This window comes from Neptunomonas qingdaonensis (assembly GCF_900113275.1).
Classification (GTDB): Bacteria; Pseudomonadota; Gammaproteobacteria; order Pseudomonadales; family Balneatricaceae; genus Neptunomonas; species Neptunomonas qingdaonensis.
Window position 1 is genome coordinate 102161 of sequence record NZ_FOOU01000012.1, and the last position, 21989, is coordinate 124149.

The following is a 21989-nucleotide window of genomic DNA, read 5'->3' on the forward strand; positions in this document are numbered from 1 at the left end:
AAGTGTTTGGAAGCGTAAGGTTATGAAAGAGCTACCCGGTACATTATACACAGCTGAGCAAACTCGTTTACTGGATAAAACGGCGATTGAAGAAGCCGGTATTCCAGGCTTTACCTTAATGAAGCGTGCAGGGCGCGCCGTTTTTGCTGAAATTCAAAAGCGTTGGCCGCAGATGAAAACCCTGAGTGTGCTCTGTGGTGGGGGTAATAACGGCGGCGATGGTTTTATTGTCGCTGCGTTGGCGCGCCAGAAAGGCTATGAAGTACAAGCGCGTTATGTCGGGGATGACGAGTTTGCCGGGCGCTTGCGTGGTGAAGCCCGGGAGGCATGGTTATGGGCCAGTGGCGAAGGCGTCCGGTTTCAGCCGTTTCAGCTGGATGAGGCTATAACAGGTGACGTTATTGTCGATGCTTTGCTGGGGACGGGGTTAACCGGTGATGTGCGCGGTGGCTTTCAGCAGGCTGTTAAAATGATAAATCAGCGTACCCGCCCAGTCATCTCAGTAGATATTCCCTCTGGCTTGTGTGCGGACACGGGGCGGGTATTGGGGTGTGCGGTTAAAGCCGATGTAACGGTTACCTTCATCGGCCTGAAACAGGGACTGTTTATGCATCAGGCTGTGGAAAATGTCGGTGAGTTAATCTTCGATAGTTTGCACGTTCCTGAGTCAGTCTATGAGCAGGTTTCGGTGAGTGCCTTTCGTCTGGGAGCAGACGATGTCGCCGAATGCCTGCCGAAACGTTCCCGTGCCTCGCATAAAGGAAGCTTTGGTCATCTGTTAGTGATAGGTGGCGATCATGGTATGGGAGGCGCTGCGATTATGGCGGCAGAAGCCGCTTTGTCCTCAGGTGCAGGAAAAGTGACGCTGGCTACCCGTACGGAGCACATTAGCGCCGCATTAATGCGTTGTCCTGAAGTGATGGTGCAGGGTGTCGAATCAGGTCATGAGTTACTTGCCTTGATCGAACAAGCCGATGTTATTGTTTTTGGACCCGGATTGGGAAAAAAAGCATGGGCAGAACAGATGCTGCAGGCTGTCTGGGAGACCCGTCTGCCAGTCGTTGTCGATGCCGATGGGCTCAATATGTTAGGGAAAAAAGAGAAGTTTCAGCAGCTATCCCGAAAAAACTGGATATTAACACCTCACCCGGGTGAAGCGGCGCGCTTATTAAAAACCGAGGTGCCGTTATTACAAAGAAATCGAATTATGAGTGCCACTGAGCTACAGACAGCCACCGGAGGCACAGTGGTATTGAAGGGCGCAGGTACATTGATTACCGACGGTGATGTGATGCATTTATGCAATGCGGGTAATCCTGGTATGGCATCGGGAGGGATGGGAGATGTATTATCCGGTATTATAGGCGCTTTGTTGGCGCAAAAACTGAGTCCGGTTGATGCAGCGCGCGTGGGTGTCTATGCTCATTCTGCCGCTGCGGATCTTTGTGCAGCCCAAAACGGGGAGCGGGGCTTGAAAGCGACAGAGCTTATACCTTATGTTAGATTGATTCTAAACGGAAAAATATAACTACAATGCAGCAGTTGACGAAAATGCAACAACGCTACTTTGCTAAAGATGAAGCGGCGATGGAATACTTCGGTGCGCAGTTGCTGCTAGCCATGCAGCATCAGGGCGTGGTTTACCTTGCTGGTGATCTGGGTATGGGTAAAACAACCCTGAGTCGCGGTGTTATCCGTGCGGCCGGACATCAGGGGAATGTGAAAAGCCCGACGTATACCCTGGTAGAGCCTTATGAGCAGGAAGGTGGCACCATCTATCATTTTGATCTGTATCGATTGATGGATCCTGAAGAACTGGAGTATATGGGAATTCGGGACTACTTTAGTGATACCAGCTTGTGTCTGGTTGAGTGGCCGGATAAAGGGGAAGGCCTGTTGCCTGAAGCGGATTTGCTGGTGACGTTGGAAGTGCAGGCGCAGGGGCGGGTTATTATCTGGGAAGCTCATACTCAAAAAGGACGTGTTGCTGCCGATAACCTCAACAAGCAGCTTTTGTTACAATAACCGAATAAAGAGATTATACGACAAACTTAACATGATGAAGAATCTGAGAAAGTTCACAGGGTGTTTTTTGACCATCGCTTGTTTGTTGGTTGCTGGTCACGTGTCAGCGGCTGATATTAAAAATGTGCGTATGTGGCTTGCTCCGGATAATACGCGTCTTGTATTTGATTTGAATGGCCCGGTAACGCATAAAATATTTTCACTGAATAATCCTGACCGTCTGGTACTGGATATCAACGGTGCGGCTATCAAAACGCGGCTATCAAAGCTGGATCTCAAAGGAAGCCCGATCAAACAGGTACGTAGCAGTATGAATGGTAATAATCTGCGCATCGTGCTGGATTTGAATCAAATGATCCGGCCAAGAAGTTTTGATCTTAAACCTAATGACCAATATGGGCACCGACTGGTGCTTGATCTGTTTAATCTTGAAAAAGAAACCGTCGTTAAAACCGCCACACCTGAACGTAAAGGCGCACAGTTACGGGATATCATCATTGCCATTGATGCCGGGCATGGTGGTGAGGACCCGGGTGCCATTGGCGCCGGGCGAGTACGAGAAAAAGATGTCGTTTTAGGTATTGCTAAAGAAGTGGGCCGGTTAATAGATAATGAAAAGGGCTTTAAAGCGGAGTTGGTTCGTGAGGGTGATTATTACATCAGTCTGCGTGGCAGAACGAAAGAGGCCCGTAAGAAAAATGCCGATCTATTTGTTTCTATTCATGCCGATGCGTTTAAAGATTCCAGAGCGCGGGGTGCGTCCGTTTGGGTGCTGTCTAATAGGGGGGCCACCAGTGAGGTGGGTCGTTGGCTGGCACAAAAAGAAAACAGTGCTGATTTGATCGGCGGTGTGGGAAGCGTTAGCCTGGAAGATAAGGACGATGTGTTGGCGGGCGTGTTGTTGGATATGTCTATGACAGCCAGTCGCTCGGATAGCTTGCAAATAGCCAGTAAAATTCATGGTAATGTTAATAAATTCGCTAAAATGCATAAGTCGCGCGTCGAAAGTGCAGGCTTTATGGTGTTGAAATCACCCGATATTCCCTCCATATTAGTAGAGACGGGCTTTATCTCTAATCCTGAAGAAGCAAGATTGCTGAAAACCAAGGCTTATCAGCAAAAGATGGCTAAGGCTATTTATGAGGGTATTAAATCACATTTTTGGAATAAGCCTCCGGCCTATACATATGTCGCTTATGAAAAAAATGGTGGCGACAAACAATCAGTTCAACGTCACTATCAGGTCGTCAGTGGTGATACACTCTCGGTTATTGCTTCACGTCATGGGATTGCATTGAACGTATTGCGAAAAACCAATGATCTAAAGGGCGATAAAATCCGTATTGGCCAGGTTTTACGTATCCCTACCAGTTAATATTTTCCTGTTTTTATATGGCTTTATAGAGTTTTCATGTCACAAATTCATCTGTTATCTCCTCGATTGGCTAACCAGATTGCAGCCGGAGAGGTGGTTGAACGTCCTGCCTCTGTTGTTAAAGAACTGCTTGAAAATAGTTTGGATGCGGGCGCTACCCGTCTTGAAATAGACGTCGAGCAGGCGGGCATAAAATTGATTCGCATTCGGGACGATGGAGACGGCATCGAAAAGGATGATCTGCCTCTTGCGCTGAGCCGCCATGCAACGTCGAAAATTCATGAGCTTGAAGACCTGGAAGCGGTAGCCAGCCTCGGCTTTCGGGGTGAAGCATTGGCAAGTATCAGCTCAGTATCGCGTTTGACGCTGACATCAAGGCGGGTTGCCAGTGAACATGCCTGGCAAGTGCAAACAGAAGGCCGGGACATGTCGGCGCAATTATCGCCGGCGGCGCACCCTCAGGGCACAACGGTTGAGATGCGGGATCTTTTTTTTAATACGCCTGCCAGACGTAAATTTCTAAAAACCGAAAATACTGAATTTAAGCACCTCGAAGAGATTGTGAAGCGGCTGGCGTTGAGCCGTTTTGATGTGGCTTTTCAATTAAAAAATAATGGTCGCATCATTCATCAATTAAAACCCGCTCTACAAAAAGCCGAACAAGAACGACGCGTTGCTGCCGTTTGTGGTCCCGCGTTTGTTGAACAATCGTTACATGTTGATATGAATGCGGAAGCCTCCGGTTTAAGCCTGAAGGGATGGATTGGTTTGCCGACTTTCTCCCGAAGTCAGGCGGATTTGCAATATTTCTTTGTGAATGGGCGCATGATTCGTGACAAGCTGGTGACGCATGCGGTACGTCAGGCGTACGCGGATGTGCTTTTTCACGGCCGGCATCCTGCCTATGTGCTGTATCTTGAATTAGATCCTTCGTTAGTCGATGTGAATGTGCATCCGACTAAACATGAGGTGCGCTTTCGGGAAGGCCGTTTGGTACATGATTTTATATTTCGCTCAATACATCGGGTAATCGGTGATGTGCGTCCGGACGCTGCTAGTGTGCCGGCGCTGCAAGAATTAGGTTCTACAGCGGCACCTGTCGAACAGCAATTCAACCAGCAGTACATGCCATTGCATCAGGCGCGTGAGGTGACGGGTGTCAATGAGCAGCTTGCCTCTTATGGACAGTTGCATCAGAACCGATCGTTTTCATCTCCCTCTTCCTCTCCTGATGGCTATCCGGGGCGGGATAGCCTGTCTCAAGCGCCTGCTGTGGATGCTTCAGAGATTCCGCCGTTGGGTTATGCGACGGCGCAGTTGCATGGCATTTACATCGTGGCACAAAATCGGGAAGGGATGGTGCTGGTGGATATGCATGCTGCGCATGAACGGATTGTTTACGAGCGGCTTAAGCAGGCGTGCGAAACTGAAGGTGTGCGCAGTCAGCCCCTATTAGTGCCAGTGAGCGTAGCGTTGAGTGTCAGAGAGGCTGACGCGGCTGAAGAGTTCGATGGCATGTTTAAAAAGCTCGGCTTTGAGTTGGCGCGTATGGGGGAGGAAACGGTTGTTATTCGTCAGATTCCCGTGACGCTGGCGAAAGCTAATGTCGAGCAGTTATTGCGTGATGTGCTGTCGGACATGTTGATGTTCGGCAGCAGTCGTCGCCTGGAAGAGCATATGAATGAGTTGCTGGCAACGATGGCCTGTCATGGCGCGGTTAGAGCCAATCGTCAGCTGACAATTCCTGAAATGAATGGCTTGTTACGTGATATGGAGGCGACGGAGCGCAGTGGTCAGTGTAATCATGGCCGCCCTACCTGGACGCAGTTGAGTCTGACTGAGTTAGACAAGCTGTTCATGAGGGGGCAGTAGTTGATGACAGATAAACATCTGCCGCCGGCTATTTTTCTAATGGGGCCCACCGCTGCAGGGAAAACTGATCTGGCGATGCGTCTGACCGAAGCGTTGCCCTGCGATATTATCAGTGTGGATTCAGCCCTGATCTATAAAGGGATGGATATTGGTACGGCGAAGCCCGATGCGCAAACCCTAAAAAATTATCCTCACCGCTTAATCGATATACGCGATCCATCCCAGAGCTATTCAGTCGCTGAATTCAGAGAGGATGCATTGCGTGAAATGGCGGAAATCACGGCAAAAGGCCGTATTCCCTTGTTAGTCGGCGGCACCATGATGTATTACAACGCCTTGCTGAAGGGGTTGGCATCCTTGCCTGAAGCTAATCAGGAAGTAAGGCAGCGGCTATTAGAAAAAGGTGAACGCGAAGGTTGGCCTGCATTACATGCCCTTTTGGCAAAAGTTGATCCCGATTCGGCAAAGCGATTGGCGCCTAACGACTCGCAGCGCTTGCAACGGGCATTAGAGGTATATCAACTCACTGGCCGGACGCTGACCGAGTTATGGGCAGAACAGCAGCAGCAAAAACTGGCGTATAACGTCGTTAACCTGGCGATTATGCCTGAAGAACGTAAAACGTTGCATGAGCGTATAGCGCTGCGTTTTCAGTTAATGCTGGAAGAGGGGTTTGTCGATGAAGTGCGTACCTTGTATGAAAGAGGCGACCTGAATCCACAAATGCCATCCGTACGCTGTGTCGGTTACCGTCAGGTGTGGTCTTATCTGGAGGGTGAGTGGGACTATCCGACGATGCGGGATAAGGGTATTGTGGCAACACGCCAATTAGCAAAAAGACAAATTACCTGGCTGCGAAGTTGGGAAAACTTGCACTGGTTGATGACTGAAGATAAAGATATTCTTAAACACAGCTTGAAATTGTTCGACGCAGCCATTATATAATGCTGTAGTTGTACGATTTTGGTGCTGTGCACAAAATAGGTATTTAAGATCCAGTCTGGTATTAATGACCTAACATCATAATGAAGTATTCATCTGGAAGGAGTTTCCAATGTCAAAAGGGCAGTCTTTACAAGACCCTTATCTGAACGTTCTGCGCAAAGAACGTGTTCCCGTGTCAATTTTCTTGGTAAATGGTATTAAGCTTCAGGGGCAGATCGAATCTTTTGATCAGTTCGTGATTTTGCTGAAAAATACTGTAAGCCAGATGGTATACAAACACGCTATTTCTACGGTTGTTCCATCTCGCCCGGTGAAACTACCGCCGCCTGATGAAACACAGCCTGACTGAGGTATAAACTGATTGTTTTTTGAGCGTCCTGAATCGGGTGAAAAAGCCATTCTTGTTCACATGGATATGTCTGCCAAGGCTATTCAAGAATCTCCGCGCGAGCTCGAAGAGCTCGCTTTGTCTGCTGGAGCTGATCCTGTTGAGATATTAACAGGAAGTCGTCATAAGCCTACGGCAAAATTTTTTATTGGTACGGGCAAGCTGGAAGAGTTGAGGCAACTCACGCAGCTCCATGAGGCTGAGTTGGTTATTTTTAACCATTCTTTGACACCAGCCCAAGAAAGAAATATCGAGCGTGTCATTCAATGTCGGGTGCTGGATCGTACAGGTTTGATATTGGATATATTCGCACAGCGCGCGCGAACTCATGAAGGTAAGTTGCAGGTTGAGCTTGCTCAGCTTGAGCACTCGTCGACACGCTTGATAAGAGGCTGGACTCACCTTGAGCGCCAAAAAGGTGGGATTGGTTTGCGTGGTCCGGGTGAGAGTCAGCTTGAAACTGACCGGCGTCTGCTCAGGGCGCGCGTTAAAACCATTCTGGCTCGCCTGGAGAAAGTGCAGTCACAGCGTGAGCAGGGGCGTCGATCCCGGCAGCGGGCTGCTGTGCCTACTATCTCTCTGGTGGGTTATACTAACGCGGGCAAATCGTCATTGTTCAATAAGATGACTAATTCTGATGTGTATGTGGCCAATCAACTATTTGCCACGCTTGATCCCACTCTGCGGAAAATTGAGCTGGAAGATGCGGGTCCGGCCATTCTTGCGGACACGGTGGGCTTTATTCGTCACTTGCCGCATAAGTTGGTCGAATCTTTTCGTGCCACATTGCAGGAAACCACTGACGCAACGCTGTTGTTACATGTAATTGATTCATGTGATGATGATCGTCAGGGGCATATCGATGAAGTTGAGCGTGTATTGAAGGAGATAGGTGCGGATCAGGTTCCAGTACTTCAGGTTTACAACAAAATTGATCTGATGCCCGGACAAAAAGCACGTATCGATCGAAATAGTGCCGGCGAGCCTGTCCGGGTGTGGTTATCAGCCGTGTCTGGTGAAGGTGTCGATCTGTTGTTGAATGCTGTAAATGAACGGCTGTCGGATGATGTGTTTCACGATACAATCAGTCTGAAGCCGAAAGATGGACAGTTGCGCGCTCATCTGTATGCTCAGAATGCGGTGTTAGGTGAGCAAATCGATGAGCATGGCGACATGCATCTTGAGGTTCGTATGCAGCGGAAAGACTTACTGCAGATTTTAAGTCGTTTGGGTATGCCGACTGAACAATACCGTGTAGAAGAGGTCTATTAAGCAGCTTTTACATTGAATCCAATAAATTTTAGGTATCTAACGGAGAACTATATGGCTTGGAACGAGCCTGGCGGCAATGGAAATGGTCAGGATCCTTGGGGTGGCGGTGAAGATCGCAACAATAAAGGTAATCGTGGCAAAGATCAGGGGCCTCCAGATCTGGATGAAGCACTTCGCAAATTGCAGGATCGTTTGAACGATCTGTTCGGTGGTTCAGGTAAAAAGAGTGGCGGTGGCGGTGGCGGTTCTTCTGCCGGTAGCAGTGGCGCTTTTATTTTGGTAGTGCTTGCAGTAGCGATTCTTGCTTGGGGTGGTATGGGCTTCTATACCGTCGATCAGCAGGAGCGTGGCGTGGTGCTTCGCTTGGGTAAGTTTAGTGAGACCGTTAATCCTGGTCTTCAGTGGAACCCGCCTTTGATCGATGATGTGACGATCGTTAATACGACTCGTGTACGTAGTCATGAGCATCAAGCGTTGATGCTGACAGAAGATGAAAATATCGTCGATGTTTCCGTGACTGCTCAATATGTAGTTGCAAATCCAAAGGGATATGTATTGAGCGTGCGTGATCCTGACGGGAGTCTTGCGAATGCGTCAGAGTCTGCTCTGCGCCACGTAGTCGGCTCATCAGAAATGCACTCGATTCTTACTGAAGGTCGTGAAATTTTAGCTATTGACGTGAAAGAGCGTCTGCAGAGGTATATGACGGATTATAATACCGGAATTTCTATCACCCAGGTCAATATCAAAAATGCTCAGGCGCCTAGTCAGGTGCAGGATGCGTTTGATGATGTAATCAAAGCGCGTGAAGATGAGCAGCGTGTTAAGAACCAGGCTCAGAGTTATGCTAACGGTGTTGTTCCCGAAGCGCGTGGTACTGCACAGCGTATGCTCGAAGAAGCCAGTGCCTATAGAGAGCAGGTTGTCTCCAAGGCAGAAGGTGAATCAAAACGTTTCATTGCACTGTTAACAGAATATCAAAAAGCCCCTGATGTAACGCGCGAGCGTCTTTATCTTGATACGATGCAGCAGGTATTGGCGAGTAATCCGAAAGTGCTGATTGATGTTGAAGGTGGCAATAATATGATGTATTTGCCAGTGGATAAGTTAATCGAGAATAGTGGTAAACGTCAGTCATCCGCTGCCTCCGGCAATCTTCGCTTAGATGATCAGTCATTAAGAAATGTGACTAATCAAGTGGTCGATCAGATCAGGCAGAATCAGACAACAACCCGTAGGGAGGGTAGACAATGAGCAGTAAATCGCTAGTTTCAGTCATCCTGGCGGGTGTAGTTATACTCATTGCATCCAAATCTGTTTATATCGTCAAAGAAACAGAGCGTGCAGTAAAATTGCAGTTTGGTGAAATTGTTGAGCCGGATATTAAACCAGGTTTAAGCTTTAAAATCCCGTTTGTGAATACCATCCGTAAGTTTGATGGACGTGTTCTGACGCTGGATAGCCGTCCTCAGGCGTTTTTGACTATTGAGAAAAAGCGTTTGATCGTTGATGCCTTTTTGAAATGGAAAATTAACAGCGTAGAAACTTATTATACGGCAACCTCGGGTGATGAGTTCCGGGCTGCAGATCTGCTTTCTGCTCGTGTTGAAAACGAACTGCGTAATCAGTTCGGTGCGCGCACCTTGAATGAGGTTGTTTCCGGTGAGCGCGATGACGTGATGACGGAAGTTATCCGACGTCTGAACGAAGTGGCTTCAAAAGAACTGGGTATCAGTATCATTGATGTGCGGGTTAAACGAGTAGAGCTACCACCTGAAGTATCTAACTCAGTATATGAAAGGATGCGGACTGAGCGTGAGCGTGAAGCTCGTGAATTACGTTCGCGTGGTTTTGAGTTGGCTGAGGGTATCCGTGCCGACGCTGATCGTCAGAAAACGGTATTGGTTGCTGAAGCCTATCGTGAATCTGAGGGCTTGCGCGGTGAGGGGGATGCGAAAGCAGCTTCAATCTATGCCGATGCGTATACTAAGGACTCTGAGTTTTATTCCTTTACGCGTAGTCTGAAAGCGTATGATGAAGCCTTTTCTGGTAATGGCGATATTATGATGCTGAAGCCTGATAGTGAGTTCTTCAAGTACTTGAGAAGTTCTGTAGGTACTAAGCAATAGTATAAAGTTGCAGGATTAGGCAGGAATCCACTGCACTTTGTATGTGATTCCATGTTAAAATTCATAAAACCGGGCTTAGTCCCGGTTTTTTTATGTTAAGTGTGGTTGGTGGTAGATGTCATCAGAATTCTGGTATGAAATAGCAATAGCTTTCTGTCTGGTGATGATTTTAGAGGGAGTGTTACCCTTCCTGTACCCCGGTCGTTGGAGAGAAATGGTTGAGCAGCTTTCCAATATTAATGATCGCACATTACGAATTATCGGTTTGCTGAGCATGCTTGCGGGTGTGCTGGGCCTCTATTTGATTCACTAAAAATAGCTACTGGAGTTATACATGGCATTGGCTGATCGTTGGCTGCTTCCTGACGGTGTTAAAGAGATGTTGCCATCTGGTGCGCGTCAGGTTGAGGCATTGCGCCGTAAGTTACTGGATCTCTATGATAGCTGGGGTTATGACCTGGTAATGCCGCCATTGATGGAGCATTTCGAATCGCTTCTGACGGGGGTGGGTAAGGATCTGGAGCTAAATACCTTTAAACTGGTTGATCAGTTAACCGGTCATACCTTGGGTATTCGGGCGGATATTACACCGCAGGTTGCCAGAATTGATGCGCATCGCATGCACGTTAAAGGCGCTAACAGACTTTGTTATTGCGGGTCGGTTTTACATACGCATTCGGCGAATATGCTGGCATCGCGTAACCCGTTGCAGGTTGGTGCTGAGTTATATGGGCATGCGGGAATTGAGAGTGATATCGAAATTATTTCTCTGATGCTGGAGACTCTTTATGCATCAGGTTTGCAAGACGAATTAAGTTTGGATCTCGGGCATGTGGGTATCTTTCAGGGGCTTGTGCTTGAGGCGGGGCTGGACGCATCAGTGGTCGCTCAATATATGGAGCTGTTACAGCGAAAAGCGATGCCTGAATTAGCCGAGTTTCTGGATGCATTAGAGGTAGATGCGCAATTGCGCAGTCTGCTGGCGGTGCTTCCAACGCTGAATGGAGGCTTGGAAGTATTGGCTGAGGCGCGTGCGGTGTTTGCGGACGCGCATGTATCGATACTGGAGGCTGTTGCCTATCTGGAGCAATTGGCTACGATGATCCAACAGCGGTATCCAGCAGTAGATTTGTACTTTGACTTGGGTGAGTTGCGTGGTTATAACTACCATACGGGGGTTGTTTTTTCAGCGCTAACCCCTGTGTTCGGTCAGGCGATCGCTAAAGGTGGTCGTTATGATGCGATTGGTAAAGATTTTGGTCGTGCACGCCCGGCAACGGGATTTAGTGCAGATTTGAAAACATTAGCAGATCTGTCTGTCGGTCAGAATGGGGATATAGCAAAAGGTATTTTGGCACCAGAGGGTAGTGATGCTGCTCTGATGCAGAAAATTGCCGATTTACGTTCTCAGGGAATGAGGGTTATGCAGCAGTTGCCTGGTGATACGGTGACTGATGCGTCGAACTTTAGCCGAAAACTGGTTAAGCAGGGTGACGAGTGGGTCTTTGCGGCTCTGTAATCACATACGATTAACGTTAATAAACTAGAGACAACAATGGGCAATAACGTAGTTGTTTTAGGCACTCAGTGGGGCGATGAAGGCAAGGGTAAAATTGTCGATTTGCTAACTGAGCAAGTATCAGCAGTCGTTCGTTTTCAAGGCGGGCATAATGCTGGGCATACATTGGTTATCGACGGAAAGAAAACCGTTTTGCATTTGATACCCTCAGGTATTTTGCGTGATAAGGTTTTGTGTCTGATTGGTAACGGTGTAGTGCTGTCACCTGAGGCTTTATTGAAAGAGATGCGCGGTCTTGAAGCGGCTGGCGTGCCTGTGCGTGAGCGTTTAAAGCTGAGTCCTGCTTGTCCGCTGATTTTGCCATATCATGTGGCGTTAGATCAGGCGCGTGAAGCAGCACGAGGCGAAGCCAAAATTGGTACTACTGGTCGTGGTATCGGGCCTGCTTATGAAGATAAGGTGGCGCGTCGAGGCTTGCGTCTATCTGATCTAATGGATGCTGAGCGCTTCGAGACTAAGCTTCGTGAAGTGATGAAATATCATAACTTTGTCCTGAAAAACTACTATCAGGCAGAAGAAGTTGATGTTGATAGCATGCTGGCTGAAGCGCTTGAGATGGCGGAGCAGTTGCGTCCATTAGTTGCCGATGTTACCGCTATCCTTCATAAGATGCGTAAAAATGGTGAAAACATCATGTTTGAAGGGGCCCAGGGCTCTTTGTTAGATATTGATCATGGTACTTACCCATATGTTACCTCCTCTAATACGACGGCGGGCGGCGCATCAACAGGTTCTGGTTTCGGGCCGCTGTATTTAGATTATATTCTGGGTATCACTAAAGCTTATACAACAAGAGTGGGTAGTGGTCCGTTCCCGACTGAGCTTGGATGTAAAGTTGGTCAGCATCTGGGTGAGCGCGGTCATGAATTCGGTGCTACTACAGGTCGTTCGCGTCGTTGCGGTTGGTTTGATGCGGTGGCGCTTAAGCATGCGATTCAGGTTAACTCTGTTTCCGGTATCTGTCTTACTAAATTGGACGTACTGGATGGGCTTGAAGTCATCAACGTTTGTATCGGTTATCGTGATGCTGACGGCAATCGTGTTGAAACGCTGACCGGTAGTGAAGATTATGAAGCGGTAGAACCTATTTACGAAGAACTGCCAGGCTGGAGTGATTCAACAGTAGGTGCGCAATCATTGGCTGATTTACCAGTGGCGGCTCGAAACTACATTACGCGTCTGGAGGAGTTGCTCGAAACGCCTGTTGATATTATCTCTACAGGCCCGGATCGTATTGAAACGATTGTGTTGCGGGATCCGTTTACTGTTTAATAGGTCCTCAAGCAAAAAAAAACCGGCTAATGCCGGTTTTTTTATAAACAAATTATGATTAGTCTTCGCTGCTTTGACGGATAGCTTTTAGTAAGGCTTTGAAGAGTTTAGGGTTGGCGGCGACGGTGTTGCCGTTTTTACGGAAATCGTTACTTCCTTTGAAATCGCCGAGTAATCCGCCTGCTTCTTGAATGATTAGAGCGCCGGCGTTGAGTATTTGCGGGTCAATCTTGATCTGTATGAACCCGTCAAGGCGTCCTGCAGCGGTATAGGCCATGTTTAATGCTGCAGATCCACTATTGTGGAAAATAGCATTAGCACTCTGAAGTTGGCAGAGAATTTGTTTAAACGTTTCAAACTGGGCTTTTTCAGATGCGCTGTTTAAAAAGCTTGATCCTATGATGGTTTGCTCTAGTAAACGTTTGTTGCTGACGCGTAGGCGTTTACCATTAAGGTGAGCGCCGTTGCCGCGACTGGCCGTAAACTCTTCGCCATTAATTGGGTTGAGAATAACGGCATGCTCTATTCTGCCTTTCATTTCGGCAGACATGCAAATGGCGAACACAGGGAGTCCGTTAGAAAAATTAGAAACACTGTCAATCGGATTGATATGCCATGTAACATCCGTGTTCTCTTCCAGCGATTTATGTACGCCAGAAAATTCACCGATCAGCGTGTGAGCTGGGTAGGCTTTTTGGATGGAATAAGCAATCGTCTGTTCCGCTTTGGTTGCTGTTTCATTTAGGAAGTCGCTGATGCTGGATTGCTCTGATTTGATCAGGTCAATTCGTTCAGCAGAGCGTGCAATCTGTTCGCCAGCGATGCGCGCAGCACGAAGCGCTATATTTAACATGGGTTGCATTAGTATTTGGGCTCAGTTTGGATAGCAAAGCATAATTATACAAAAGCTGGCCCTCTGACAGAACACCTTAGTGTCATTCTGTTAAACTATTGGTCGATTTATATGTGAAGTTGGTTATGAAATTAGAAAATATTCGTATTGTTCTCGTAAATACGTCGCATCCCGGCAATATTGGTGGTGTGGCGCGCGCCATGAAAAATATGGGGCTTAGTGATCTTTCTCTTGTCGCACCGAAAATTTTCCCTTCTGGTGACGCCGATGCGCGTGCTGCAGGTGCTGCAGATATTTTGCGTTCGGCTTCCGTCGTGGCGTCGCTGCAAGAGGCGATTGCTGATGCGCATTTGATTGTGGGGGCGAGCGCGAGGGGGCGGAATATTCCCTGGCCGGTTATGGATCCGCATGAGCTCGCAGGCGTTGCTTCTTCTTTGCGGGATACTCAAAAAATGGCTATCGTATTTGGCCGTGAAGATCGGGGTTTGACTAATGATGAGTTACAACTGTGTCATCATCATGTGCATATTCCATCGGTTGAAGGTTTTAGTTCGCTTAACCTTGCTGCTGCGGTGCAGGTTATTGCCTATGAGTTGCGCATGGCTCAACTGAAAGAGGTTGACGCGCGCACTCAGGCTCCTCAATGGGGGACAGATTGGGATGTGGAGCTTTCTCAGCATAAAGAGTTGGAGTTACTGTTTGAGCACCTTGAGAAAGTATTGGTGGAAGTCGATTTTCTTGATCCGCAAAGTCCGCGTCATCTGATGCCACGGCTTAGACGCTTATTCCAGCGTGCTGTTCCAGATAAGGTGGAAGTAAATATTTTGCGCGGTATGTTGAGTCATATTCAGAAAAAAAATGATCTGAAATAGGGTGCGTGAAGGTTACGTTTTTATCATTACGGACATTGTGTCGTAAAAGTGATAAATTGTAGCGCCTGAAAAAATAATGTCCTACTTAAATGCTCGGATAAATACTTGACTAAAATTGTCGGTTAATAGATAATTTCACTTAAGATTCAGAACGAATGGCGGGTGTCTATGCGACTGACAACGAAAGGACGATATGCGGTTACAGCGATGCTGGATTTGGCTCTGCATGAAGGGCAGGGTCCTATCAGTTTGGCGGATATCTCTGAACGGCAAGGTATTTCCCTGTCATATCTTGAGCAGCTTTTTGCGAAATTACGTAGAAATGAATTGGTCAAAAGTGTCCGGGGCCCTGGTGGGGGTTATCAGCTTAATCATGAGAAGCAGGCTATAAGTGTTGCGCAAGTGGTTGATGCTGTTAACGAATCCGTGGAAGCGACTGGCTGTGCTCGTCAAGGCGATTGTCAGAGCGGAGAGACGTGTCTGACACATCACTTGTGGTGTGATTTAAGTAACCAGATTCACTCTTTTCTAAATGGTATTTCACTAGCGGATTTAGTGGTAAGAAAAGATGTAAAAGATGTGGCTGACAGGCAAGACCGTCGCCACAGTAGTCAGGTATTCCTGACTGCAACAGACTCTTTGCGGGCTGATAAGGCCGCTGTATAAATATGTGCTGGAGCTAAAGAATGAAGTTACCCATCTATTTTGATTATTCGGCAACAACCCCTGTTGACCCTCGTGTAGCGGAAAAAATGGTTGCTTGTCTTACGTTGGACGGTAATTTTGGGAATCCTGCGTCCCGTTCACATCTGTTTGGATGGAAAGCTGAAGACGCAGTCGAGACGGCGCGTAAGCAGGTTGCTGATCTTTTGAGTGCGGATCCACGTGAAATTGTCTGGACATCAGGAGCGACTGAGTCTGACAACCTGGCTATTAAAGGTGTTGCCCGTTTCTATCATAAGAAAGGTAAGCACATCGTTACGTCAAGAATTGAACATAAAGCTGTTTTGGATACTTGTCGTCAGTTAGAGCGTGAAGGCTTTGAAGTGACCTACCTGGATCCTGATTCAGAGGGTTTGATTCATCCGGAAGTGGTTGCTGATGCAATTCGCGAAGATACAATTCTGGTCTCATTGATGCATGTGAATAATGAGATCGGGACGATTACAGATATTGCAGCGATTGGCGAAATCACCCGTGCTAAAGGTGTTATTTTTCATGTTGATGCCGCTCAAAGCGCCGGTAAAGTTGAAATTGATCTGACAAAACTGAAAGTTGATCTGATGTCTTTCAGTGCGCATAAGATTTATGGGCCTAAAGGTATTGGTGCACTTTATGTGCGCCGTAAGCCGCGTATTCGTCTGGAAGCCATTATGCATGGCGGTGGTCATGAGCGCGGTATGCGTTCTGGTACGTTGCCGACCCATCAGATTGTGGGGATGGGAGAGGCATTCCGTCTGGCTAAAGAGGAATTGGCTGCTGATAATGCACACATGTTGTCACTGCGTAACCGTCTGTGGGAAGGCCTGAAAGATATGGAAGAAGTCCATATTAATGGTTCCTTTGTGCAGCGTGTTCCTGCCAACCTGAATATCAGTTTTGCTTTTGTTGAAGGCGAGTCCTTGTTGATGTCATTGAAAGATCTGGCAGTATCTTCAGGCTCTGCCTGTACATCAGCCAGTCTTGAGCCGTCGTATGTTTTGCGGGCGCTGGGGTTGAGTGATGAATTAGCACACAGCTCTATCCGTTTCTCGTTTGGTCGTTTTACGACAGAAGATGAGATTGATCATGCGATTGGGCAGTTGAAGACCGCAGTGAGTAAGCTTCGTGAGTTATCACCATTGTGGGATATGTATAAAGACGGTGTGGATTTGAGCAAAGTTGAGTGGGTTCACCACTAAATATTGCTTAGACTAATTGGAGGTTGATATGGCTTATAGTGAAGAAGTACTCGAGCATTACGAGAATCCGCGTAACGTCGGTAAAATGGATGATAATGATAGTCACGTAGGTACAGGTATGGTGGGAGCGCCGGCCTGTGGTGATGTGATGCGTTTGCAGATTAAAGTCAGCGATGATGGCATTATTGAAGATGCTAAATTTAAGACATATGGCTGCGGTTCAGCGATTGCATCTAGCTCGCTGGTGACTGAGTGGGTTAAGGGAATGACGCTAGAGCAGGCGTCTGAACTTAAAAACACACAGATCGCTGATCAGTTGGCGTTACCTCCTGTAAAAATTCATTGTTCGGTTCTGGCTGAGGATGCCATCAAGGCAGCAGTTGAGGATTACAAGAAAAAGCAGTCTTAATAAAATAACATTAAGCCTGCGTTGAATTACCTGGCCATGCCATGCATGGTCAGTAGGAAGGTATTATGGCAATTACAATGACACCAGCGGCAATTAAACATGTGGCCGGTTATATCCAGAAGCGTGGTGGTGGCTTCGGCATTCGTGTCGGCGTAAGAACATCCGGTTGTTCTGGCATGGCGTATGTGCTTGAGTTCGTTGACCAGCAGGAATCGGAAGATCAGGTTTTTGAAATGGATGGCGGCATCAATGTTGTTATCGATCCGAAAAGTCTGGCTTATCTGGACGGTACAGAATTGGATTTTGTTAAGGAAGGATTAAACGAAGGTTTTGCGTTTAATAACCCTAATGTGCGTAGTGAATGTGGCTGCGGTGAAAGCTTTAACGTTTAGTCGTCTCTGATGTAGAAGTATGGATATTCAACAGAATTATTTTTCCTTTCTGGGCTTGCCGGAAAGTTATAATATTGATCTTCAAGCGCTTTCTGCACGCTATCGTGAATTGCAAAAAACACTGCACCCTGATCGTTTTGCTCATCTTTCTGAGCGAGAGAAAAGGATGTCGGTTCAATACACGGCGTACCTGAACGAAGCAGTCACTACTCTCAAGTCTCCTTTGGGGCGAGCGCAATATCTACTTCATTTGAATGGTATTGATACGATAAGCGATGCCTCCGTAAAATTGGAGCCGGCTTTTCTTTTTGAGCAGATGGAGCTCAGGGACGACCTTGAAGATATTAAGGCGCAGGTTTCGCCGGAAAAGGCTTTGGGCCTGTTTATGGATAAAGTGACCGGGCAACTGCTTGAGTATCAGCAAGCGTTTTCTGACTGCTTTGATGTCAGAGATGCTGCCTCGCTCAAAACGGCGACCGCTATCGTTCGAAAGATGCAGTTTATGGTAAAGCTTCAAAAAGAGATTGAGCTGGTTGAAAATGAGCTTGATTAACAGGTGAATATATAATTATGGCATTACTACAAATAGCCGAGCCTGGTCAGAGTTCTCTGCCGCATCAGCACCGTCTTGCTGTGGGCATAGATCTCGGAACGACTAATTCGTTGGTCGCTACTGTGCGCAGTGGCGAGGCAGTAACACTTCCGGATCATGAGGGGCGTCATCTGCTGCCCTCTGTGGTTCGCTATGTAAGCGAAGATGAGGTGGTTGTCGGTGCTGCAGCGCGTGAATACGCTTCTAGCGATGCATATAACACCATTGTTTCTGTTAAGCGCTTGATGGGGCGTGGAATTAAAGATGTGGCTGCTTTTGGAGAAGTTCTTCCGTATGAGTTTGAGGAAGATCAGGGTGGCATGCCTTTCATAAAAACAATAGCGGGTGCGAAAAGCCCTGTTGAAGTTTCCGCTGATATCTTGAAAGTCCTTGTGCAGCGCGCAGAAGAATCGCTGAAGGGCGACCTTGTGGGTGCGGTTATTACTGTGCCTGCTTATTTTGATGATGCCCAGCGCCAAGCGACAAAAGATGCAGCAACCCTGGCTAATATTAATGTATTACGTTTATTGAGTGAGCCTACGGCGGCAGCGGTAGCCTACGGACTTGATCAGAAAGATGAAGGCGTCATTCTGGTGTACGACCTTGGTGGTGGTACCTTTGATGTTTCGGTATTGCGTTTAACTAAAGGTGTTTTTGAAGTATTAGCTACCGGAGGTGATAGCGCTCTGGGTGGTGATGATTTCGACAGAGCTTTAGCTGAATGGTTGGCCGCGCAAACGGGTGCGGCCACTGCAATGACGGCGGCTCTTTCTCGTCAGTTAATGGAGCAGGCACGTGAGGCTAAAGAGCAGCTAACGGCTGAAGATAACGCCTGTATTAATCTGCAGATTGACGGTAAAGAAGTGTCTGTAGACGTATCAAAAACACAGTTTGATGAGCTGATCTCCGTGCTTGTTGATAAAACGGTGCGTGCTTGTAAGCGGGTTATCAGAGATGCGGGCTTATCGCTGGATGATGTTCAGGATATCGTCATGGTGGGTGGTTCGACTCGGGTGCCATTGGTGCGTGAGCGCGTTGCAGCATTGTTCGGTCGTCCATTGCATGTGGATATTGATCCCGACCGTGTTGTTGCCATTGGCGCAGCAATCCAGGCGGATGTGTTGGCCGGTAACAAACCAGACTCCGAAATGTTGTTGTTGGACGTGATCCCACTCTCGTTGGGGTTAGAGACGATGGGGGGGTTGGTAGAGAAGGTTATTCATAGAAATACTTCGATTCCCGTTGCCCGAGCGCAAGAGTTTACAACTTTTCAGGATGGGCAGACGGCTATGGCTGTTCATATTCTGCAGGGAGAGCGCGAGTTGGTTGAGGATTGCCGTTCGTTGGCTCGTTTTGTGCTGCAGGGCATTCCGCCAATGGTAGCGGGTGCGGCTAAGATTAGAGTGACGTTTCAGGTAGATGCTGACGGGTTGTTAAACGTTGAAGCTAAAGAGCTTTCTACGGGCATCGAAAGCAGTATTCAGGTTAAGCCTTCATATGGTCTGAGTGATGGTCAGATCGCTGATATGCTGAAGGCTTCCTACTCTTCAGCAGAAGAGGATAAAGAGAAGCGCTTCTTGCGAGAGCAAAAAGTTGATGCGGATCGTCTGATATCGGCTTTGGAGCAGGCAATTGTAATAGATGGTCAGGCGCTGTTAACCGCTGATGAGCGTAAAGAGCTGGAATCTGAGATCGACTTATTAAAAGAGGTCAAAGCGGGTTCCGAGGCACGCGAAATTGAGTTGGGTGTGGAACGTTTAGCTAAAGTTAGTGATGAATTTGCATCGCGTCGTATGGATTTGAACATTCAGCGGGCACTGCAGGGGCATAGTATTCAGGAAATTGAGGAGATTACATAAGTGCCGCAGATTATTTTTCTACCCCATGATGACTTATGTCCTGATGGTAAGGTAATAGATGTTGAGTCAGGCGTGACTATTTGCGATGCAGCCTTGGCCAACGGTATCGAGATTGAGCATGCGTGTGAAAAATCCTGTGCTTGCACAACATGCCATGTGCTAGTTCGTGAAGGTTTTGAATCGCTTGACGAGTCGGATGAGCTTGAAGACGACATGCTGGATAAGGCATGGGGATTAGAGCCGGAATCTCGCTTAAGTTGTCAGGCGTGTGTTGGTAATGAAGATTTGGTGGTCGAGCTGCCTCGCTATACTATAAATCAGGTGTCTGAGCGCCATTAAGGAGAGATCGTATGAATCTTAAGTGGGTTGACGTGCTTGATATTGCGATTGAATTGACTGAGAAGTATCCGGAAGTTGATCCTCTTAAAATTAGCTTCCCGGACTTGTACCAGAAAGTGATGGATCTTGAGGGCTTTGATGATGATCCCGATCGCTGTGGTGAGAAGATACTGGAAGCAATCCAGATGGCTTGGATAGAAGAGCAAGATGAATAAAAATACAGCCCGGTTTACCGGGCTGTTTCTTTTACACTATGTTGTGGCTTGTTGTTCCCTTCGCGTATAATGGCGTGTTTTTCAGAAATATCCTTAGGGGAAAGTACAAATGGCTATCGAACGCACATTATCAATTATCAAGCCTGATGCCGTGGCTAAAAATGTAATTGGTCAAATTGAATCTCGTTTTGAAAATGCGGGTCTTAAAATTGCAGAAATGCAGCTGAAGCAACTGAGCAAAGAAGAAGCAGAAGGTTTTTATGCTGAACATAAAGAGCGTCCTTTCTTTGCTGACTTGGTTAGCTTCATGATTTCTGGCCCTGTTGTTGTGCAGGTGCTGGAAGGTGAAAATGCAATTTTAGCAAATCGTGATCTGATGGGTGCGACTAATCCTAAAGAAGCGGCAGCAGGTACTATTCGTGCTGATTTCGCTGAATCTATCGATGCGAATGCTGTACATGGTTCTGACTCCGCTGCTTCTGCAGCACGCGAAATTGCATACTTCTTCGGTAAGTAATGATTGCTAGCATGCAGAGAAGAATTCTTTTCTGCATGTCTTTAATTTATAGGTGTGATAATGACTGAATCCATTCCCAAAACTAATCTATTAGGGATGTGTCCTGAAAAGCTGGAAGCTTATTTCGCTGAGCTGGGTGAAAAACGTTTTCGTGCTACTCAGGTCTTGAAATGGATGCATCAGTTAGGCGCTGAAACTTTTGATGATATGACTAATATCAGTAAATCGTTACGCCAGAAGCTGAATCAGGTTGCTGAAATTCGTGAACCTGAAGTTGTTATGCAGGATGTATCTAAAGATGGCACACGCAAGTGGGTTATCCGCGTTGAGGGTGGTTCTTGTGTTGAAAGCGTCTTAATTCCTGAAGGGGATAGGGCAACGCTGTGTATTTCGTCTCAGGTGGGCTGCGCACTCGATTGTAGTTTTTGCTCGACAGGTAAGCAGGGATTTAATCGAAACCTGACCGCATCAGAAATTATCGGCCAGGTACGTATAGCTATTAAGTCTTTTGGTCCCATGGACCCTGCTCAGCCCAGGCGTGTGACTAACGTTGTTTTTATGGGTATGGGTGAGCCGTTGATGAATTTTGATAATGTCGTCAGCGCCATAAAATTAATGATGGAAGATAATGCCTACGGTTTGTCTAAACGGCGAGTGACGTTAAGTACGGCCGGTGTTGTTCCGGGAATTGATAAGTTAATAGAAGAGACCGATGTCTCTTTGGCGATCTCTTTGCATGCGCCGAACGATGAATTAAGAAATCAGTTGGTGCCTATTAATAAGCGTTATCCAATTGAAGAGTTAATTGCTGCTTGTAACCGCTATCTTGAAAGACTTAATGATAGAAGGGTTATTACAGTAGAATATACATTGATGTCTGGTATTAACGATCAGCCTGCACAGGCAAGAGAGTTAGGGCGGTTGTTGAAGCGTTTGCCTTGTAAGTTAAATCTAATACCTTTTAATCCGTTTCCTAATTCAGGATATGAGCGCCCTTCAGAAGACGCTATTCTTGCATTTAAACAAATCATGTTAAAAGCGGGTATTATGACAACCGTTCGTCGTACCCGGGGTGCTGAAATTGATGCGGCTTGTGGGCAGTTGGTTGGCCAGGTTGAGGATAGAACTCGCCGGAGTCAAAAATATATACCGATTGTTCAGGAAAGCTCTGTTTAGCTATTAT

Annotated in this window: 24 protein-coding genes; 23 read left to right on the plus strand and 1 reads right to left on the minus strand. The window is 47.2% G+C overall.

Translation table 11 applies throughout. From position 1 onward, the window contains the following. Positions 1-22 precede the first annotated feature (22 nt). The 12 genes from BM099_RS15700 to BM099_RS15755 all read left to right on the plus strand — a co-directional run bounded on the left by BM099_RS15700 (position 23) and on the right by BM099_RS15755 (position 12857). Positions 23-1528 (plus strand): NAD(P)H-hydrate dehydratase, encoded by a 1506-nt coding sequence (locus BM099_RS15700; protein ID WP_090729229.1) that lies wholly within the window; start codon positions 23-25, stop codon positions 1526-1528. Positions 1529-1533: 5 nt separating this feature from the next. Beyond that, complete coding sequence (gene tsaE / locus BM099_RS15705) at positions 1534-2025, plus strand: tRNA (adenosine(37)-N6)-threonylcarbamoyltransferase complex ATPase subunit type 1 TsaE (protein ID WP_232349138.1); 492 nt, start codon at positions 1534-1536, stop codon at positions 2023-2025. A gap of 31 nt (positions 2026-2056) precedes the next feature. Then, positions 2057-3400 carry an N-acetylmuramoyl-L-alanine amidase gene (locus tag BM099_RS15710; protein WP_090729231.1) on the plus strand — a complete coding sequence of 448 codons (1344 nt, stop codon included), beginning with the start codon at positions 2057-2059 and terminating at the stop codon, positions 3398-3400. 36 nt (positions 3401-3436) lie between these two features. Further along, a complete protein-coding gene (gene mutL / locus BM099_RS15715) occupies positions 3437-5272 on the plus strand; it encodes a DNA mismatch repair endonuclease MutL (RefSeq protein ID WP_090729233.1) in 1836 nt (611 codons plus the stop codon). A 3-nt stretch (positions 5273-5275) separates the two neighbouring features. Further along, entirely contained in the window at positions 5276-6217 is a 942-nt protein-coding gene (gene miaA / locus BM099_RS15720; RefSeq protein ID WP_090729237.1) for a tRNA (adenosine(37)-N6)-dimethylallyltransferase MiaA, read from the plus strand. Between the two features lie 109 nt (positions 6218-6326). Continuing rightward, positions 6327-6566, plus strand: a complete 240-nt coding sequence (gene hfq / locus BM099_RS15725) for an RNA chaperone Hfq (RefSeq protein WP_090729240.1) — start codon at positions 6327-6329, stop codon at positions 6564-6566. Between the two features lie 12 nt (positions 6567-6578). Next, positions 6579-7877, plus strand: a complete 1299-nt coding sequence (gene hflX, locus BM099_RS15730; RefSeq protein WP_090729242.1) for a ribosome rescue GTPase HflX — start codon at positions 6579-6581, stop codon at positions 7875-7877. Between the two features lie 51 nt (positions 7878-7928). Continuing rightward, a complete protein-coding gene (gene hflK, locus BM099_RS15735; protein ID WP_090729244.1) occupies positions 7929-9131 on the plus strand; it encodes an FtsH protease activity modulator HflK in 1203 nt (400 codons plus the stop codon). After that, the gene (hflC, locus tag BM099_RS15740) at positions 9128-10006 is read left to right on the plus strand and encodes a protease modulator HflC (RefSeq protein ID WP_090729246.1); all 879 of its coding nucleotides are present in this window, start codon (positions 9128-9130) and stop codon (positions 10004-10006) included. The genes hflK and hflC overlap by 4 nt, the downstream gene beginning before the upstream one ends. A 115-nt stretch (positions 10007-10121) precedes the next feature. Beyond that, positions 10122-10319 (plus strand): DUF2065 domain-containing protein, encoded by a 198-nt coding sequence (locus BM099_RS15745; protein ID WP_090729248.1) that lies wholly within the window; start codon positions 10122-10124, stop codon positions 10317-10319. A gap of 21 nt (positions 10320-10340) precedes the next feature. Then, positions 10341-11525 carry an ATP phosphoribosyltransferase regulatory subunit gene (locus tag BM099_RS15750; protein WP_090729250.1) on the plus strand — a complete coding sequence of 395 codons (1185 nt, stop codon included), beginning with the start codon at positions 10341-10343 and terminating at the stop codon, positions 11523-11525. Positions 11526-11561: 36 nt separating this feature from the next. Next, positions 11562-12857, plus strand: a complete 1296-nt coding sequence (locus BM099_RS15755) for an adenylosuccinate synthase (protein WP_090729253.1) — start codon at positions 11562-11564, stop codon at positions 12855-12857. 58 nt (positions 12858-12915) lie between these two features. Here the strand turns inward: BM099_RS15755 and BM099_RS15760 are convergent, their stop codons facing one another. Next, a complete protein-coding gene (locus BM099_RS15760; RefSeq protein WP_232349137.1) occupies positions 12916-13719 on the minus strand; it encodes an inositol monophosphatase family protein in 804 nt (267 codons plus the stop codon). 116 nt (positions 13720-13835) lie between these two features. Between BM099_RS15760 and BM099_RS15765 the strand changes: the two genes are divergently transcribed. The 11 genes from BM099_RS15765 to rlmN all read left to right on the plus strand — a co-directional run bounded on the left by BM099_RS15765 (position 13836) and on the right by rlmN (position 21982). Next, the gene (locus tag BM099_RS15765) at positions 13836-14582 is read left to right on the plus strand and encodes an RNA methyltransferase (protein ID WP_090729255.1); all 747 of its coding nucleotides are present in this window, start codon (positions 13836-13838) and stop codon (positions 14580-14582) included. A gap of 168 nt (positions 14583-14750) precedes the next feature. Continuing rightward, entirely contained in the window at positions 14751-15248 is a 498-nt protein-coding gene (gene iscR, locus BM099_RS15770; RefSeq protein ID WP_090729257.1) for a Fe-S cluster assembly transcriptional regulator IscR, read from the plus strand. Positions 15249-15268: 20 nt separating this feature from the next. After that, a complete protein-coding gene (locus tag BM099_RS15775; RefSeq protein WP_090729259.1) occupies positions 15269-16483 on the plus strand; it encodes an IscS subfamily cysteine desulfurase in 1215 nt (404 codons plus the stop codon). Positions 16484-16511: 28 nt separating this feature from the next. Then, positions 16512-16892 (plus strand): Fe-S cluster assembly scaffold IscU, encoded by a 381-nt coding sequence (gene iscU, locus BM099_RS15780; RefSeq protein WP_090729261.1) that lies wholly within the window; start codon positions 16512-16514, stop codon positions 16890-16892. A gap of 65 nt (positions 16893-16957) precedes the next feature. Beyond that, a complete protein-coding gene (gene iscA / locus BM099_RS15785) occupies positions 16958-17284 on the plus strand; it encodes an iron-sulfur cluster assembly protein IscA (protein ID WP_090729264.1) in 327 nt (108 codons plus the stop codon). Between the two features lie 19 nt (positions 17285-17303). Further along, the gene (gene hscB, locus BM099_RS15790; protein WP_090729266.1) at positions 17304-17837 is read left to right on the plus strand and encodes a Fe-S protein assembly co-chaperone HscB; all 534 of its coding nucleotides are present in this window, start codon (positions 17304-17306) and stop codon (positions 17835-17837) included. A 17-nt stretch (positions 17838-17854) separates the two neighbouring features. Further along, positions 17855-19735 carry a Fe-S protein assembly chaperone HscA gene (gene hscA, locus BM099_RS15795; protein ID WP_090729268.1) on the plus strand — a complete coding sequence of 627 codons (1881 nt, stop codon included), beginning with the start codon at positions 17855-17857 and terminating at the stop codon, positions 19733-19735. Beyond that, entirely contained in the window at positions 19736-20074 is a 339-nt protein-coding gene (fdx, locus tag BM099_RS15800) for an ISC system 2Fe-2S type ferredoxin (RefSeq protein ID WP_090729270.1), read from the plus strand. Between the two features lie 11 nt (positions 20075-20085). Continuing rightward, entirely contained in the window at positions 20086-20289 is a 204-nt protein-coding gene (iscX, locus tag BM099_RS15805; protein WP_090729271.1) for a Fe-S cluster assembly protein IscX, read from the plus strand. A gap of 109 nt (positions 20290-20398) precedes the next feature. Further along, on the plus strand, positions 20399-20806 hold the full coding sequence (gene ndk / locus BM099_RS15810) for a nucleoside-diphosphate kinase (protein ID WP_090729273.1): 408 nt from the start codon (positions 20399-20401) through the stop codon (positions 20804-20806). Positions 20807-20866: 60 nt separating this feature from the next. Beyond that, the gene (gene rlmN, locus BM099_RS15815) at positions 20867-21982 is read left to right on the plus strand and encodes a dual-specificity RNA methyltransferase RlmN (protein WP_090729276.1); all 1116 of its coding nucleotides are present in this window, start codon (positions 20867-20869) and stop codon (positions 21980-21982) included. The last annotated feature ends 7 nt before the right edge of the window (positions 21983-21989 follow it).

What these genes read in the sequence shown, in the direction of transcription:
- tsaE (WP_232349138.1), top strand. Translation starts at nt 1,534, where the DNA reads ATGCAGCAGTTGACGAAAATGCAACAACGCTACTTTGCTAAAGATGAA.
- hscB (WP_090729266.1), top strand. Translation starts at nt 17,304, where the DNA reads ATGGATATTCAACAGAATTATTTTTCCTTTCTGGGCTTGCCGGAAAGT.
- BM099_RS15765 (WP_090729255.1), top strand. Translation starts at nt 13,836, where the DNA reads ATGAAATTAGAAAATATTCGTATTGTTCTCGTAAATACGTCGCATCCC.
- hflK (WP_090729244.1), top strand. Translation starts at nt 7,929, where the DNA reads ATGGCTTGGAACGAGCCTGGCGGCAATGGAAATGGTCAGGATCCTTGG.
- BM099_RS15700 (WP_090729229.1), top strand. Translation starts at nt 23, where the DNA reads ATGAAAGAGCTACCCGGTACATTATACACAGCTGAGCAAACTCGTTTA.
- iscU (WP_090729261.1), top strand. Translation starts at nt 16,512, where the DNA reads ATGGCTTATAGTGAAGAAGTACTCGAGCATTACGAGAATCCGCGTAAC.
- iscX (WP_090729271.1), top strand. Translation starts at nt 20,086, where the DNA reads ATGAATCTTAAGTGGGTTGACGTGCTTGATATTGCGATTGAATTGACT.
- hflC (WP_090729246.1), top strand. Translation starts at nt 9,128, where the DNA reads ATGAGCAGTAAATCGCTAGTTTCAGTCATCCTGGCGGGTGTAGTTATA.
- ndk (WP_090729273.1), top strand. Translation starts at nt 20,399, where the DNA reads ATGGCTATCGAACGCACATTATCAATTATCAAGCCTGATGCCGTGGCT.
- BM099_RS15750 (WP_090729250.1), top strand. Translation starts at nt 10,341, where the DNA reads ATGGCATTGGCTGATCGTTGGCTGCTTCCTGACGGTGTTAAAGAGATG.
- BM099_RS15745 (WP_090729248.1), top strand. Translation starts at nt 10,122, where the DNA reads ATGTCATCAGAATTCTGGTATGAAATAGCAATAGCTTTCTGTCTGGTG.
- BM099_RS15710 (WP_090729231.1), top strand. Translation starts at nt 2,057, where the DNA reads ATGATGAAGAATCTGAGAAAGTTCACAGGGTGTTTTTTGACCATCGCT.
- BM099_RS15775 (WP_090729259.1), top strand. Translation starts at nt 15,269, where the DNA reads ATGAAGTTACCCATCTATTTTGATTATTCGGCAACAACCCCTGTTGAC.
- iscA (WP_090729264.1), top strand. Translation starts at nt 16,958, where the DNA reads ATGGCAATTACAATGACACCAGCGGCAATTAAACATGTGGCCGGTTAT.
- rlmN (WP_090729276.1), top strand. Translation starts at nt 20,867, where the DNA reads ATGACTGAATCCATTCCCAAAACTAATCTATTAGGGATGTGTCCTGAA.
- hfq (WP_090729240.1), top strand. Translation starts at nt 6,327, where the DNA reads ATGTCAAAAGGGCAGTCTTTACAAGACCCTTATCTGAACGTTCTGCGC.
- iscR (WP_090729257.1), top strand. Translation starts at nt 14,751, where the DNA reads ATGCGACTGACAACGAAAGGACGATATGCGGTTACAGCGATGCTGGAT.
- hscA (WP_090729268.1), top strand. Translation starts at nt 17,855, where the DNA reads ATGGCATTACTACAAATAGCCGAGCCTGGTCAGAGTTCTCTGCCGCAT.
- mutL (WP_090729233.1), top strand. Translation starts at nt 3,437, where the DNA reads ATGTCACAAATTCATCTGTTATCTCCTCGATTGGCTAACCAGATTGCA.
- miaA (WP_090729237.1), top strand. Translation starts at nt 5,276, where the DNA reads ATGACAGATAAACATCTGCCGCCGGCTATTTTTCTAATGGGGCCCACC.
- BM099_RS15755 (WP_090729253.1), top strand. Translation starts at nt 11,562, where the DNA reads ATGGGCAATAACGTAGTTGTTTTAGGCACTCAGTGGGGCGATGAAGGC.
- BM099_RS15760 (WP_232349137.1), bottom strand. Translation starts at nt 13,719, where the DNA reads ATGCAACCCATGTTAAATATAGCGCTTCGTGCTGCGCGCATCGCTGGC.